The following is a 13882-nucleotide window of genomic DNA, read 5'->3' on the forward strand; positions in this document are numbered from 1 at the left end:
TCAAACATCTGTTTGACGCGCCTCTCGGCTCGCTGGACAGACCCTGACTCGGCTGCCTATGGTCCCGCCCTACGACGAGGGGGGATGTGTATGGCCGTGATCGCCGTCACCACGGAACGCCGGGCCCAGGAGACCCGCGTGGCCGCGGTTCCCGAGACGGTGAAGAAGCTGATCGCCGCCGGCTTCGAGGTGACCATCGAGTCCGGCGCGGGCGTGGCCGCGGCCTATCCCGACAGCGAGTACCAGGCCGCCGGCGCGACGATCGCCAAGAGCGCAAAGGACGCGCTCGCCAAGGCCGACATCGTCTTCAAGGTGCGCGCTCCGGCCGATGAGGAGGTCGCGGCCCTGAAGAGCGGCGCCATCGTCGCCGCCCTGCTCAACCCCTACCAGGACAAGGCCGTCGTGGACGCCCTGGCGAAGAAGGGCGCGAGCGCCTTCGCCATGGAGTTCGTGCCGCGGATCACGCGCGCCCAGGTGATGGACGCGCTCTCGTCCCAGGCCAACCTGGCCGGCTACCGGGCGGTGATCGAGGCGGCCGAGGCCTACGGCAAGGCCCTGCCGATGATGATGACCGCCGCGGGCACGATCGCCGCCGCCAAGGTCTTCATCATGGGGGTGGGCGTGGCGGGGCTGCAGGCCATCGCCACCGCCCGGCGCCTCGGCGCGGTGGTCACCGCCACCGACGTGCGGCCGGCCACCAAGGAGCAGGTGGAGAGCCTGGGCGCCAAGTTCCTCGCTGTCGAGGACGAGGAGTTCAGGAACGCCCAGACAGCCGGCGGCTACGCCAAGGAGATGAGCAAGGAGTACCAGGCCAAGCAGGCCGAGCTGGTCTCCAGCCACATCGCCAAGCAGGACATCGTCATCACCACCGCCCTCATTCCCGGCCGCCCGGCGCCGAAGCTGGTCAGCGCCGCCCAGGTGGCGTCCATGAAGCCCGGCTCAGTGATCGTCGACCTGGCCGTGGAGCAGGGCGGCAACGTCGAGGGCGTGAAGCTGGGCGAGGTCGCCGAAACCGCCAACGGGGTGAAGATCCTCGGCCGGCCGAACCTGCCCGGCCGCATCGCCACCGACGCCTCGGCGCTCTACGCCCGCAACCTGCTCGCCTTCGCGGGCCTGCTCCTCGACAAGGAGGGCAAGCTCGCCCCCGACTACGAGGACGAGATCCTCAAGGCGGCCCTGGTCACCCAGGGCGGCAAGGTCGTCCACCCGCAACTCGCAAGCTGAGGTCCCATGGAAGCCGTCGATCCCACAGTCTTCCGGCTGGCCATCTTCGTGCTGGCGATCTTCGTGGGCTACTACGTGGTCTGGAGCGTGACCCCGGCCCTGCACACGCCGCTGATGGCCGTCACCAACGCCATCTCCTCGGTGATCATCGTGGGGGCCCTGGTCGCCGCCGCGGCCCGTCCCGAGGCGGGCGAGATCACCCGCAATGTCATGATCTCGAAGGGCGCCGGCGCGGTCGCGGCGGCCTTCGCCGCCGTCAACATCTTCGGCGGCTTCCTGGTCACGCAGCGGATGCTGGCCATGTACAAGAAGAAGGACAAGGCGAAGTGACCCGCGGCTACGAGCGGGAAGCCGAGCTTTCGCGGGCCGCCATACTGGTGGCGGCGGGCGGCGCCTTGGTGGCGGTCAGCCAGCGCGCGCCCGAGCTCTCCTACGGTTTCGTCGGCGACGCCCTTCTGGTGGTCGGCGGCGTGGTCATCGCGGGCGGCCTGATCGCTGCCCTGCGCAGCCTTTTCCGGCGCCGGGGGGGCGCTGATCAATGAACGCCAATCTCGCGGCCATCCTCTACCTCGTCTCGGGCGTCCTCTTCATCCTGGCGCTGCGCGGGCTGTCGTCGCCCACCTCCAGCCAGGCGGGCAACCGCAACGGCATGATCGGCATGGCCATCGCGGTGGTCACCGTGCTGGCGACGCTCGCCGACCAGGGCAAGCTCGACGGCTTCACCCTGGCGCTGATCGTGGGCGGCGTCGCCATCGGGGGCGCGATCGGCGCGGTGATCGCCAAGCGCGTGGCGATGACCTCGATGCCGCAGCTCGTGGCGGCCTTCCACAGCCTGGTCGGCATGGCGGCCTGCCTCGTGGCTGTGGCCGCCATCCACACGCCGGAGGCCTACGGGATCGCCGAGGCGGGCCGCGTCCACCTGACCTCGCTCATCGAGCTCTCCCTGGGCCTCGCCATCGGCGCGATCACCTTCACCGGCTCGGTGATCGCCTTCGCCAAGCTCAACGGCAACATGAGCGGCGCGCCGATCCTGCTGCCCGCCCGCCACCTGCTGAACATCGCCATCGGCCTCGGCATCGTCGCCCTGGTCGTCGTCCTGGTGATGAGCGGCGGCTCGGCGCTGTGGGCCTTCTGGGGCATCTTCGCGCTGGCGCTGCTGATCGGCGTCACCCTCATCATCCCGATCGGCGGGGCCGACATGCCGGTCGTGGTGTCGATGCTGAACAGCTACTCGGGCTGGGCGGCCGCGGCCCTGGGCTTCACGCTCGAGAACACCACCCTGATCATCACCGGGGCCCTGGTGGGCTCGTCGGGCGCGATCCTCAGCTACATCATGTGCAAGGGGATGAACCGCAGCTTCGTCTCGGTGATCCTTGGCGGTTTCGGCGCCGACGACAGCGCCGCAGCGGCCGGCGGCCGGGTCGAGACGCGGCCGGTGAAACAGGGCTCCGCCGACGACGCCGCCTTCATCATGAAGAACGCGTCCAAGGTGATCATCGTCCCCGGCTACGGCATGGCGGTCAGCCAGGCGCAGCACGCGCTGCGCGAGATGGCCGACAAGCTGAAGGAGGAGGGCGTGGAGGTGAAGTACGCCATCCACCCCGTGGCCGGACGGATGCCCGGGCACATGAACGTGCTGCTGGCCGAGGCCAACGTGCCCTACGACGAGGTGTTCGAACTGGAGGACATCAACTCGGAATTCTCCACCGCCGACGTGGCCTTCGTCATCGGGGCCAACGACGTCACAAACCCGGCGGCCAAGACCGACCCGACCTCGGCGATCTACGGCATGCCGATCCTGGACGTGGAGAAGGCGCGCACCGTGCTGTTCGTGAAGCGCGGCATGGCTTCGGGCTATGCGGGCGTGGAGAACGAGCTGTTCTTCCGCGACAACACCATGATGCTGTTCGCGGACGCCAAGAAGATGGTCGAGGGGATCCTGAAGGCCCTCTAGACCCTAGCCGATCTCCCAGGCGCCGATGGACTGGCCGGTGATCACCACCGGCGGCTCGTCCGCCGGGGGCGCCATCTTGGCGGCCGGCCGCAGCTCGCCCACCAGCACATAGCCATCGGCGAGCCCGTCTCCGTCGAGGTCGACCTCCACGCGCTGGCCGGGGCCGAGGCCGGGCAGCAGGGTGTCGGGCCGCGGCGGCGTCTGTTCCGCGCCGAACTCGCCCGTGGTCATCGGAGGCTCGGTCGCCGGCGGGCGGCCCGGGGAGGTCGGCAGGATGGTCACCTGGCCGCCGTCGCGCGCCTGAAGCCGGTCGCCCTGGTCGAAGCGCAGGTCGAGGATCATGCCCAGGAAGGTGTCCGCGTCGCCCATCTGGGCGGGGCCGGCGAGCACGAAGGTGTCGGCGCCTTCGCCCCCCTCCGCAACCGTGTCCGCGGCCACCTCCAGGCGGTCGTTCCCCGCGCCGCCCTGCAGCAGGTCGTAGCCGCCGTGGCCGGCGCCGCCCCCGGACAGGGTGTCATCGCCCGCACCGCCGACCAGCCGGTCGGAGCCCGCACCGCCGGTCAGCACGTCGTCGCCATCGCCGCCCTGCACGAGGTTGAAGGCGTCCGCACCGGCCTGGAGCGCGAGGCGGGCCGGCGGCGGCTCGACGCCCTCGCTCGCGACCGGCATGGGCTGGGGTGTCCCGGCGTCGGCCGCCTGGGACAGGGCGAGGCCGCCGCCGACCGCCGCCGCCGGCTCGGCGCGGACGCTCCAGGCGGTGGCGGGGGCCTCTGGGGCTGGCTCGGAGTTGATCACCGTGGCGTGGGCCGCCACCTCGCGCTTCTGGGTCAGGCCCACGTCGTCGGAGGCCGGCGGCGGCGCAGGAGGATCGCTCTCCAGGGCAAGCTCCTCGACCGGCTCGCCCATGTCCACGGCGGCGCTGGTCTCGTAGAAGAAGGCCGTCGCCACGATCAGCGCCATGAAGGTCTGGGCCTGGCGTCCGGCCAGGCTGAACGGGACCACCACATCGTCGTGGCCCTGTGCGGCCTCGGCCGGCGCAAGCCGCTCGGCCAGCGCGGTGTGCAGGTCCGCGCCCTCGGCCAGGGCGTCATCGACCGCATAGTGGACCACGAAGCGCCCGCCGATCCGGGCCACATGGACGATGATCTCCTCGTTCTGGTCCTTCACCACGCACCAGGGATCGCCGTCCTCGGTGGTGCCGAAGACCACCTCGACGCCCATGCCGGTTTCGGCGAACTGCCGCCCGAGCTCTTCCAGGCGCGCGCGCTCGGCCGCGGTCCAGTCGCCGCTGGCGCGAACCTTCGCGATGAAAGGGAGGACGTCGCCCATGGTGTTCCGGAATTCCTAGGCCTGGGCCGCCTGGCGGCCGGCGTCGTCGTCGAACAGGAGTCGATAAAGCTCAGGTTCGTAGTAGCGCAAGAGGGTCTGAGCGAATTCGCGGGGCTCGAGCCCCAAGGCCACGGCCCAGGCTCGCTGGGTTTCGATGGGCAGCCGGCCCAGCCCGCTCTCCACCTGGCTGACGAAGGTGTAGTAGCGCAGGCCGACCCGCTCGGCGAGTTCGGCCTGGGTCAGGCCCGCCGTCTCCCGCGCCGCCTTCAACCAGCGCCCGGCCTGCTGGCGCAGGACCTTGGTCTGGGCGGCCTTGGCGGGATCGGCTGCGGGTCTAGGCATCGGAGCTCCTCGGGACGCGGGGCTTCCCGCAGAACCATCTTGAAGGCCCGGCGGAAGCCGCGTACAGTTTTTACGAAACAATTACATACGTCACGCGTCGCCGCTTGTCACGACCTGCATGCCAGCCTACTAGAATGGCTCTGCTTTTCGGGGCGCGGGGGCGTCCGAGGGGATCTCCAAGAATGAAGCGTCTGTTCGTGTCCGCGGCCCTCTTGCCGCTGGCCTATGCCGCGTCCGCCGGCGCCGAGACCAAGATCACCACGGCAACGACGACGCCGGTCGCGACGGCCACGGCCGCGAACGGTCAACCTGACGACATCACCGTCGAGTCCAACGGGTCGGTGAAGCCCACCGCGCCGGGCGTGGCGGTGACGCTGAACTCGAACAACGTGGTCAAGAACGCCGGCACCATCGGCTTCGACGGCCAGAGCAACGCCACGGGCGTGCTGATCCTGGGCGGCCGCACGGGCTCGCTCACCAACACCGGCCTGATCGGCCTGCTCGAGGACTACACCGCCACCGACACGGACAGCGACGGGGACCTCGACGGGCCGTTCGCGCAGGGGAGCAACCGCATCGGCGTGCGGGTGACCGGCCCCGACCCGTTCAACGGCGACATCCGCAACGAGCCGGCGGGCGCGATCAACATCGAGGGCAACGATTCGGCCGGGATCCGCGCCGAGACCCGCATCAACGGCCACCTGGCGAACGGCGGCGCCGTCACGGTGACCGGCGACCGCGGGGTCGCCATCTACGCCACGGCCATCGTCGGCAACGCCCAGATCAACGGCACCGTGCAGGTGCAGGGCGAGGGCTCCGTCGGGGTGCAGCTTGGCGACGTCGGCGGGGGCGTGCGCCTGCAGGGCGTGGTCTCGTCCACCGGCTACCGTTCGGCGCAGCGCCTGGCGGACGCCGCGCGCGCCAAGCTCGACGTCGACGACCTGAAGCAGGGCGGCGGCGCCGTCCGGATCACCGGCAACGTGGGCGGCGGGGTGCTGCTGGACGTGCGCCCGGCGGACAACAGCACCACCGACACCGACGAGGACGACGACGGCATCGCCGATGCGCAGGAGGGGAACGGCTCCCTCACCTCCGTGGGCGCGGCCCCGGCGCTCGACATCGGCGCTGCCGACCGCGCCACCACCATCGGCGTCGTGGGTGCGGGCGACAACGCCTACGGCCTGGTGCTCAGGGGCGAGGTCGTGGGCGCTGGCCTGAACGACGGCGTGGCCGCCACCGGCGTCCGCGTCGGCCAGGCCGGCGGCGGCGCAACGACGGTGCAGGGCGGCATCCATGTGCTGGGCGGACGTGTGCAGGCCACCGCCTTCGGCGCGGACGTCACGGCCGAGGGCGGCTCCGCGACCGCCATCCTGCTGAACGCCGGCGCCGTGGCTCCGGCGCTCCGCAACTCCGGCTCCATCGAGGCCCTGCTCACCAACGGGTCGCAGGACGCCCGCGCGGTCGTGGACCTCTCCGGGACCCTGTCGCTCGTGGAGAACACCGGCGTCATCCGCGCGATCTCCACGCCGAAGAGCGGCTCCACCCGGATCGGCCAGGCGATTGCGCTGGACCTGCGGGCCAACACCTCCGGCGCCACCGTGCGCCAGACCAAGGCGACCAGCACCAGCGCCCCCTCGATCACCGGCGACGTGCTGTTCGGCTCGGGCGCCGACCGCCTGGAGATCGCTGGCGGGACGATGACCGGCGCCATGGCCTTCGGGGCCGGCGCCGACAGCCTGGTCGTCGACGCCGGCGGGGTGGTCACCGGCCGGCTGACCGACACGGACGGCCGGCTGACCGTCGCCGTGGGCGAGGGCCGCCTGGCGGTCACCAACACCGAGACCATCCAGCTCAGCGCGCTGTCGCTGGGCGCCAAGAGCGTGCTGGCGGTGACCATCGACGGCCAGGCGGGGACCGCCACCCGGTTCAACGTGGCCGGGGCGACCACCATCGCCTCGGGGGCGCAGTTCGACCTGAACCTCGCGTCGCTGCTGCGGGGCGCGCAGTCCTACGAGATCGTCCGCACGGGCGACCTGCAGGTCACCGGCGGGACCGCCGTGAGCGTCGTGGGCGCACCGTGGCTCTACCGGGCCGAGCTGCGGACAGATACGGCCACCGACACCGTGGCGGTGGACATCCGGCCGAAGACCGCCGCCGAGCTGGGCCTCAACCGCTCCCAGAGCCAGGCCTATGCCGGGGTGTTCGAGGCGCTCGACCGCAACGCCGGCATCGAGGCCGCCTTCCTGGCGCAGAAGGACCAGGCCGGCTTCGAGCGGCTCTACGATCAGCTGCTGCCGGATCACTCGGGCGGGGCGATCATGTCGGCCCAGGCCATCTCCATGGCCATCTCCGCGGCGATCGCGCACCGCAATCCCGACGACGCGGCCGGCGGCAGCGGCCTGTGGGCCCAGGAGATCATCTTCCAGATCGACCGCGACGCGGAGGACGCGCTGGGCTTCGAGTCCGAAGGCTTCGGCCTCGCCGCCGGGTTCGAACTGGTAGGCGTCAACCAGTCGGTCGGGATCAACGGCAGCTTCGTCAGCGCGGACTTCAACGACAAGGTCGCCTCGGCGGGCGAGCGCGTGGCGATGAACTTCGTCGAGGGGGGCCTCTACTGGCGCCTCCAGGCCGGCGGCCTGCAGGCGGACGTCCGGGGCGGCCTGGGCTATGTGTCGTTCGACAGCAAGCGGATCCTGGCGGCCACCGACCTCAACCTGCGCAGCGACGCCGACTGGAACGGCTGGCTGGCCGAGGCCCATGCCGGCGTCTCCTACCAGGCGAGCCTGGGCTGGCTCTACGCCCGGCCCGAGCTCTCCGTGGACTACCTGCGCCTTTCGGAGGACGGCTACACCGAGACCGGCGGCGGCGACGGCTTCGACCTGACGGTGGAGGACCGCAAGGGCGACCTGCTCACCGGCCAGGCCCTGCTCGCCATCGGCGCGCGGTTCGGCGACGAATTCTGGTGGTCGCCCGAGGTGAAGGTCGGCTGGCGGGCGAAGCTCTCCGGCGATCCCGGCCAGACCACCGCCCGCTTCGGGACCGGCACGCCCTTCACCCTCGACGCGGAGGACGTCTATTCGGGCGGCGCCGTGGCGCGGATCGGGGTGCGCGGCGGGACGAACCAGGTGCTCTACGCCATCGATGGCGGCGGCACGTTCGACGACGGCTACAGCGAATACGACCTGCGCGCGGTCGTGCGGTTCCTCTTCTAGGATAGCCCGCTACAGCCAAGCTTGGCGGGCGGGGCTTCGGCCCCGCCCAACAATTGTTGATGACCCACCGCCAAGTTTTTGCCTAGAAGGCCCCCCAGTTAACCAAACGCTTACGGCGGGAATTGCCGACGCCTGGCCGCCCTTGCTCCTGGGCGGCCCATGAACGGCGCGGCGGTGCTGGGAGACTATCGGCCTTGACTGAAGCGAGTTCGGCTTTCGAGGCGCGTGCGCGTCATTGGATCGTGGATGCGGCGGTGGGCGCCGCGGTTGCGCTGGGCGCCATCGGCATGGCCCATGCGGCCCTGCCCGAGCGGAGTGATGGCCCGGCCGACATGCGGATGACCAGCGCCCAGCGCAGCGTCCCGGTCGCCGCCCGCCCCGTCGAACCCACCCATCTGATCGCCTTCCAGCACCCGGTGCTGGGCGAGGAGATCGTTTCCCCGTTCGGGCTGCGCCAGCTGCCCTGGGAGGAGAACGGCCGGCTGCACGAGGGCGTGGACATCGCCGCCGACTTCAACGAGCCGGTGCTGGCCGTCGCCGACGGCGTCGTCAGGCGCGCCGGCCAGAGCTACAGCTACGGCCGCTTCGTGGAGATCGAGCATGCCGAGGGGCTGACGACCCTCTACGCCCACATGGGCGGCGTGGCGGCGCAGATGCGCCCGGGCCTGGCGGTGGCCGCCGGCACGGCGGTGGGCCGGGTGGGTTCGTCCGGCACGTCCACGGGGCCGCATCTGCACTTCGAGATCCGCGACGCCAAGGATCGCCCGCTGAACCCGGCGCTCTTCGTGGGCAAGACCTTCGCCACCGCCCAGGACCTGCCGCTGCGGGACGCCCGGCGTTTCCCGCGGCGCGTGCGCATCGCCTATGTCTCCCGCATACCGGAGAGCAAGAAGGCGCTGATGGAGGCGAAGCTGCAGGCCAAGCTCGACGCCAAGCTGGAACGCGCCGCGCTCTCCGCCGCGGACGCCGGACGGGACGCTTCGGTCACCGTCCGCTACGGCGAGGGCCGGCCACGGGCGACCATCCGCTTCAGCGCCGACCGCAACACCGTCGAGACGGCCCCGGCGCCCGCCCAGGCGGCGCCGCTCGCCCCGCCCACGCCGCCGGCGCCGGCCGCCGCGCCCGCGGAAGAGGCGATCGCCACCGCCGCCGGCTGACGGGCTCGACCTGGCGCCGAAGGTTCTCCATACCTGTGGGGCCCAGGAGATCGCCCGCATGAAGTACAACCAGCTCGGCCGGACCGGCCTCTACGTGTCCGAGATCTGCCTTGGGACGATGACCTTCGGCGGCACGGAGGCCGCGGGCATGTGGCGGGCGATCGGCGCCCTGCAGCAGGGCGAGGTGGACGCCATCGTGGGCCGGGCCCTCGAGGCCGGCGTCAATTTCATCGACACGGCGGACGTCTACTCCTTCGGAGAGTCCGAGCGGCTGACCGGCCAGGCCCTGAGGAACCTCGGCGTGAAGCGCAGCGACGTGGTGATCGCCACCAAGGTCTACGGCGAGATGGGGCCCGGTCCCAACGACCGCGGCGCCTCGCGCGGCCACATCATGGATTCGGTGCAGAAGAGCCTGGAGCGGCTGCAGACCGACCATATCGACCTCTACCAGATCCACGCCAACGACCCGGTGACCCCCATCGACGAGATGCTGCGGGCGCTGGACGACCTCACGCGGCAGGGGCTGGTCCGCTACGTGGGCGTCTCCAACTGGCAGGCCTGGAAGATCGCCAAGGCGCTGGGGATCAGCGAAGCCAAGGGCTACGCCCGGTTCGAGACCCTGCAGGCCTACTACTCCATCGCCGGCCGCGACCTGGAGCGCGAGCTCGTGCCGATGCTCACCTCGGAGAAGCTCGGCCTGATGGTCTGGTCGCCGCTGGCCGGCGGCCTGCTCTCGGGCAAGTTCGGCCCGGGCTCCAACAATCCGGAAGACGCCCGGCGCACCAACTTCGACTTCCCGCCCGTGGACAAGGACCGGGCCTGGAAGTGCGTGGAGGTGATGCGCGAGGTGGGCGAGGCGCACGGGGCCTCGGTCGCCCGCGTGGCGCTCGCCTGGCTGCTCGCCAAGCCGCACGTGATGAGCATCATCATCGGGGCCAAGACGCTGGAGCAGCTCGACGACAACCTGGCCGCCGCCGAGCTGCAGCTCACCGCCGAAGAGGTGTCGCGCCTGGACGAGGTGAGCGAGCTGGCGGCCGAGTACCCGGGCTGGATGCTGGCCCGCCAGGGCGCGGCCCGCGCCCCCAAGCCCTTCCAGAAGGGGTGACTGCGGCCGAGGCCATCGGTGGCGCCGCGGTGCGCGGCGAGCGCATCGATCTGGGCGGTCGATGCCTGCGCGCCGTCCGGGCCGGGCCGCCGGCCGCCAAGCCGCTCGTCCTCCTGGAGCACGGCGCCTTCGGGTGCGCTGCCGACTGGGCGGTGGTGCAGGAGCGGCTGGCGGCCAGGGGCCTGCGGAGCCTCGCCTACGACCGCGCGGGCCTCGGACTCTCGGATCCAGGCCCGCGCCCGCGCGACGGCCGCGCCATCGTCGCCGACGCCGAGCGGCTGCTGGCGCGGCTGGGGGAGGACGGGCCGCTGGTGCTGGTGGGTCACTCCATGGGCGGGCTGATGGTCCGGCTCTTCGCGCTCGTCCGGCCCGAGCGCGTGCTGGGCCTGGTGCTGGTGGACGCCATGACGCCGGACGTCATCCGGCTGCCGGCCGGTCGCGAGGCGATCGGCTCCTTCGCAGGCGTGCTGCGGCTGGCCGGCGTCGGCGCCGACCTCGGCCTGATGCGGCCGGTTTCGCTGATCACCGGCAACCTCATTGGCCTGACCGGCCAGGCGGCGGTGGAGAAGCGGCGCATCCACGCCTCGGCCCCGCACGCGCGTGGCGCGGCTGACGAGGTGGCGAGCTGGGCGTCGACCTCGGAGCAGGCGGGGGCCGCGGACCTGTCGCCCTCCCTGCCGGTCGCGGTGATCACCGCCGGCGGCGAGCGGCGCAGGCCCTGGCTGAAGAAGCTGCAGACGGTCCCGGCGCTGGCCTCGGAGCACGGCTATGTGGAGCACGTGGCCCGCGCCACCCACGCCAGCCTGCTCGGCCCCCGCTTCGCCGACCCCGTGGTCCGCGGCGTGGAGCACGTCCTGGCCCGCCGCTAGACCGGCTCGCGCTCCACCAACCCACAGGCCGCAAACAGCCGGTCCGGGACCAGCGGCCGCATCTCGATCCCCTCCACGCCGGTCAGAGCCGGGCAGACGATCCGGTCGCCCTCAACGACGACGGGCAGGCCCAGGCGAGCCTTGGGCGGCAGCAGGCGGAGCGCGTCCTGCTGCTGAGGCGGCAGGCGGCGCGACACGCCTTCCAGCCGATCCACGTGCAGCCCCGGTTGGGCGGCGGTGAACTCGAAGCGGCCGTCCCAGACCAGCGGGCGGCCGGGCGTCAGGTAGAGGGTGGGCAGGCCGCCGCGGCGGGCCTCGCCCGGCTCCCGCAGGACGCTCACCTCAGCGTCGTCGGCCTCGATCCGCGCGCCGGCCAGGGTGGTGGCGAGGGCCGCCGGGCCCGCCAGGATCTCCCGGACCCGGCGCAGGCGGTCGGTGGCGGGCCGTCGGTCGCCCCCGCCGACGCAGACGGCGGCGACGCCCAGGAAGGCCTGGGCGGCCGCCGGGGCGACGTCCCTGAGGGCCTGGCGCGGCAGGCGGAGCCCGCCGCCGGGATCGAAGCGGCAGCTCTCGCCCAGCGTGGCGAGCGCGCCGGGGTCGGGCGGCGGCGCGCCCGCCTCCGGAGCCGCGGCGCCCGCGGCCCGGACACGCGCCCGGGCCGAGGCCGTGCCGCTGTTGGCCGGATCCTCGATCCAGGTCTCGCCCCGCTCGAGCAGCCAGTGGCGGAGCTCCTCGCGTGAGGCGCCCAGCAGCGGACGCAGCAGGAACACCCCCCGGCCCTCCGGCCAGGCGGGGGAGGGGGCCCACTCACGGGCGTCGGGGACGGTGGAGCCTTCGGCCCGCATGGCCGCGGCCTCGGCCAGGTCACTGGCGGTGTGGCCCATCAGGATCACCCGCGCGCCGGCCTGCCGCGCGGCGTCCGCGAGCAGGCGGTGGCGGGCGGCCCGCGCCGCGGCGGACAGCCCCGAGGCGGGCTTCGGCCCGGTCCAGGCAAGCGCCCGGAAGTCGGCCCCGAGCCGCTCCGCAATGCGGGCGCACGCATGCGCCCAGGCTGCGCTTTGCGGCTGCAGCCGATGGTCGACGTTGAGGATCAGGAGGCGCCGCCCGGCGCCGTTGGCCCAGTCGGCGGCGATGAGGGCCAGTGCGAGACTGTCGCCGCCGCCGGAGAGCGCCACGGCGACCGGCGCGTCGGCGTCTCGCAGCAGGCGGCGGTCAAGGATCTGGCGGACGCGGTCGGCGAGGCTGTCCGCCGGGCCGACGTCTAGGCCGCGCACTTCGCCTGGGTGCGGGTGGCGGCGGCCCGGTTGGTCACCGTGGTCGGGGCCTTGGGATAGCGCTTGGGCAGCTCGGCGAGCGCCTGGCAGGCGTCGGTGGGCTTCTTCAGCGCCACCAGCGAGCGGGCCAGCTCCACCACCGCGTCGGGCGCCCAGCTGGTCTGGGGCCAGCCGCGGATCGCGCCGATGTAGGCCGTCGCGGCCTGGGCGTGGGCGTTGCGCACCGTGAGCGTCTTGCCCCACCAGTAGCGGGCTTCGGCGATCCGCGGCCCCTCGGGGTAGTCCTGGACATAGGCCGCGAAGGCCTGCTCGGCCGCGGCGTAGTCGCCGCTCAGCATGAGCTGGCGGGCGGCCGTGAAGGCCTCCTGCGGGGTGGCGGCGCGGGCGGGTTCCTCCGCGGGCGGCTCCGGGGGTTCGGGCGGGGCCACCGCCTTTTCCGCCACGGCCAGGCGGTCGGTGAGGTCCTTCACCTGGACCTTCAGCGCCTCGTTCTCCCGCTTGGCCAGCTCGAGTTCGTGCCCGGTGGTCTCCAGCGACCCGTTGATACGGGTCAGCGACTGCTCGAGGTCGGAGATCCGCGCGCCCAGCTCGGCCATCCGCGCGTCGGTGTCGGCCGGCTGGACCACCACCGGCGCGCCCGTCCGCTGGGCCTTGAAGACGATGTCGCGCAGCTCGCGCACCACCTTCTCCATCCGGTCGACGCGCCGGGCGTCCCGCGCATCCAGCGGATCCTCCATGGGCGTCTGGGCCACGGCCGGGAGGGCCGTGAGCGCCAGGGCGAGGAGGACGGCTGGAGCGCGGAGACGATGAAGCAGCATGGACCTTGAGCCTGCAGGGACGGGGCGGCGGTTTTGCGGCGGAACCCTAGCGGGCGCCGCTGACGATCGCCGTCTTGGCGTTCCGGTTCTGGGCGTGAGCCTCTTCGGTCGAGCCGGGATCGATCGGCTGCTCCTTGCCGTAGGAGACGGTGGCGATCCGGTCGGCGGTCACGCCGTTGGAGACCAGGAAGTCGCGCACCGCGTTGGCGCGGCGGGCGCCGAGCGCCAGGTTGTACTCGCGGGTGCCCATCTCGTCGGTGTTGCCTTCGATGCGGACGCGGACGCTGGGATAGCGGCGCAGCCACGCGGCCTGGGCCGACAGGATCGGCTGGGCGTCGGCGCGGATGTCGTAGCGGTCGAAGTCGAAGTAGACCCGCTCGCCGACGTTGACGACGAAGTCCTGCTGAGAGCCCGGCACGGCGCCGAGCGGCTGGCCGCTGACCGGCGGCGGCGTGGTTGCGCCGGGCTGGGTCGGCTGGGCGGGCGTCGTGGTCTGCGCGGGATAGGTCGGCTTCGGCCGCGACTGGCAGGCCGTGACCGTCAGGGCGGCGGCCGCGACGAGCGTCAGGCGCCAGGCGCTCTTGCTGCTGATGACCAT

General features: G+C 72.4%; 13 protein-coding genes. 8 read left to right on the plus strand and 5 right to left on the minus strand.

Annotated elements, in window-relative coordinates; all coding sequences use genetic code 11:
- The first annotated feature begins 84 nt into the window (after window positions 1-84).
- The 4 genes from VM685_RS09050 to VM685_RS09065 are packed head-to-tail and all read left to right on the plus strand — an operon-like array spanning window position 85 to window position 3178.
- The gene (locus VM685_RS09050) at window positions 85-1224 is read left to right on the plus strand and encodes a Re/Si-specific NAD(P)(+) transhydrogenase subunit alpha (protein WP_325459814.1); all 1140 of its coding nucleotides are present in this window, start codon (window positions 85-87) and stop codon (window positions 1222-1224) included.
- Between the two features lie 6 nt (window positions 1225-1230).
- Window positions 1231-1554, plus strand: a complete 324-nt coding sequence (locus VM685_RS09055; RefSeq protein ID WP_325459815.1) for an NAD(P) transhydrogenase subunit alpha — start codon at window positions 1231-1233, stop codon at window positions 1552-1554.
- Window positions 1551-1766, plus strand: a complete 216-nt coding sequence (locus tag VM685_RS09060) for a hypothetical protein (RefSeq protein WP_325459816.1) — start codon at window positions 1551-1553, stop codon at window positions 1764-1766. The genes VM685_RS09055 and VM685_RS09060 overlap by 4 nt, the downstream gene beginning before the upstream one ends.
- Window positions 1763-3178, plus strand: a complete 1416-nt coding sequence (locus VM685_RS09065) for an NAD(P)(+) transhydrogenase (Re/Si-specific) subunit beta (RefSeq protein WP_325459817.1) — start codon at window positions 1763-1765, stop codon at window positions 3176-3178. The genes VM685_RS09060 and VM685_RS09065 overlap by 4 nt, the downstream gene beginning before the upstream one ends.
- Window positions 3179-3181: 3 nt before the next feature.
- Here VM685_RS09065 and VM685_RS09070 read toward each other — a convergent pair whose 3' ends face one another.
- Together VM685_RS09070 and VM685_RS09075 are read right to left on the minus strand one after the other, a co-directional pair.
- A complete protein-coding gene (locus tag VM685_RS09070; RefSeq protein ID WP_325459818.1) occupies window positions 3182-4507 on the minus strand; it encodes a calcium-binding protein in 1326 nt (441 codons plus the stop codon).
- 15 nt (window positions 4508-4522) lie between these two features.
- Complete coding sequence (locus tag VM685_RS09075) at window positions 4523-4849, minus strand: helix-turn-helix transcriptional regulator (protein WP_325459819.1); 327 nt, start codon at window positions 4847-4849, stop codon at window positions 4523-4525.
- 182 nt (window positions 4850-5031) lie between these two features.
- On the opposite strand from VM685_RS09075, the gene VM685_RS09080 reads away from it, so the two are divergent.
- The 4 genes from VM685_RS09080 (at window position 5032) to VM685_RS09095 (ending at window position 11192) form a co-directional block, all read left to right on the plus strand.
- Window positions 5032-8061, plus strand: a complete 3030-nt coding sequence (locus VM685_RS09080) for an autotransporter outer membrane beta-barrel domain-containing protein (RefSeq protein ID WP_325459820.1) — start codon at window positions 5032-5034, stop codon at window positions 8059-8061.
- 194 nt (window positions 8062-8255) lie between these two features.
- Window positions 8256-9218, plus strand: coding sequence for a M23 family metallopeptidase (locus VM685_RS09085; RefSeq protein WP_325459821.1), 963 nt, complete (start codon window positions 8256-8258; stop codon window positions 9216-9218).
- 58 nt (window positions 9219-9276) lie between these two features.
- On the plus strand, window positions 9277-10323 hold the full coding sequence (locus VM685_RS09090; protein WP_325459822.1) for an aldo/keto reductase: 1047 nt from the start codon (window positions 9277-9279) through the stop codon (window positions 10321-10323).
- Complete coding sequence (locus VM685_RS09095; RefSeq protein ID WP_325459823.1) at window positions 10320-11192, plus strand: alpha/beta fold hydrolase; 873 nt, start codon at window positions 10320-10322, stop codon at window positions 11190-11192. Before VM685_RS09090 ends, VM685_RS09095 begins: the two co-directional genes overlap by 4 nt.
- Here VM685_RS09095 and tilS read toward each other — a convergent pair.
- From tilS to pal, 3 genes are read right to left on the minus strand one after another with little or no spacing between them, the layout of a single operon-like run.
- Window positions 11189-12466: a tRNA lysidine(34) synthetase TilS gene (gene tilS, locus VM685_RS09100; protein WP_325459824.1), complete on the minus strand. Its 1278-nt coding sequence runs from the start codon at window positions 12464-12466 to the stop codon at window positions 11189-11191. The two genes, VM685_RS09095 and tilS, sit on opposite strands and share 4 nt — an antisense overlap.
- Window positions 12454-13284 (minus strand): tol-pal system protein YbgF, encoded by an 831-nt coding sequence (gene ybgF, locus VM685_RS09105; RefSeq protein WP_325459825.1) that lies wholly within the window; start codon window positions 13282-13284, stop codon window positions 12454-12456. Before ybgF ends, tilS begins: the two co-directional genes overlap by 13 nt.
- 46 nt (window positions 13285-13330) lie before the next feature.
- Entirely contained in the window at window positions 13331-13882 is a 552-nt protein-coding gene (pal, locus tag VM685_RS09110; protein ID WP_325459826.1) for a peptidoglycan-associated lipoprotein Pal, read from the minus strand.

It is taken from the genome of Phenylobacterium sp. (assembly GCF_035539035.1).
Taxonomy (GTDB): Bacteria; Pseudomonadota; Alphaproteobacteria; order Caulobacterales; family Caulobacteraceae; genus Phenylobacterium.

Coding starts and splice junctions, on each gene's coding strand:
- VM685_RS09050 (WP_325459814.1), top strand. CDS start 85: ATGTGTATGGCCGTGATCGCCGTCACCACGGAACGCCGGGCCCAGGAG.
- VM685_RS09055 (WP_325459815.1), top strand. CDS start 1,231: ATGGAAGCCGTCGATCCCACAGTCTTCCGGCTGGCCATCTTCGTGCTG.
- VM685_RS09065 (WP_325459817.1), top strand. CDS start 1,763: ATGAACGCCAATCTCGCGGCCATCCTCTACCTCGTCTCGGGCGTCCTC.
- VM685_RS09070 (WP_325459818.1), bottom strand. CDS start 4,507: ATGGGCGACGTCCTCCCTTTCATCGCGAAGGTTCGCGCCAGCGGCGAC.
- VM685_RS09075 (WP_325459819.1), bottom strand. CDS start 4,849: ATGCCTAGACCCGCAGCCGATCCCGCCAAGGCCGCCCAGACCAAGGTC.
- VM685_RS09080 (WP_325459820.1), top strand. CDS start 5,032: ATGAAGCGTCTGTTCGTGTCCGCGGCCCTCTTGCCGCTGGCCTATGCC.
- VM685_RS09090 (WP_325459822.1), top strand. CDS start 9,277: ATGAAGTACAACCAGCTCGGCCGGACCGGCCTCTACGTGTCCGAGATC.
- ybgF (WP_325459825.1), bottom strand. CDS start 13,284: ATGCTGCTTCATCGTCTCCGCGCTCCAGCCGTCCTCCTCGCCCTGGCG.
- pal (WP_325459826.1), bottom strand. CDS start 13,882: ATGGTCATCAGCAGCAAGAGCGCCTGGCGCCTGACGCTCGTCGCGGCC.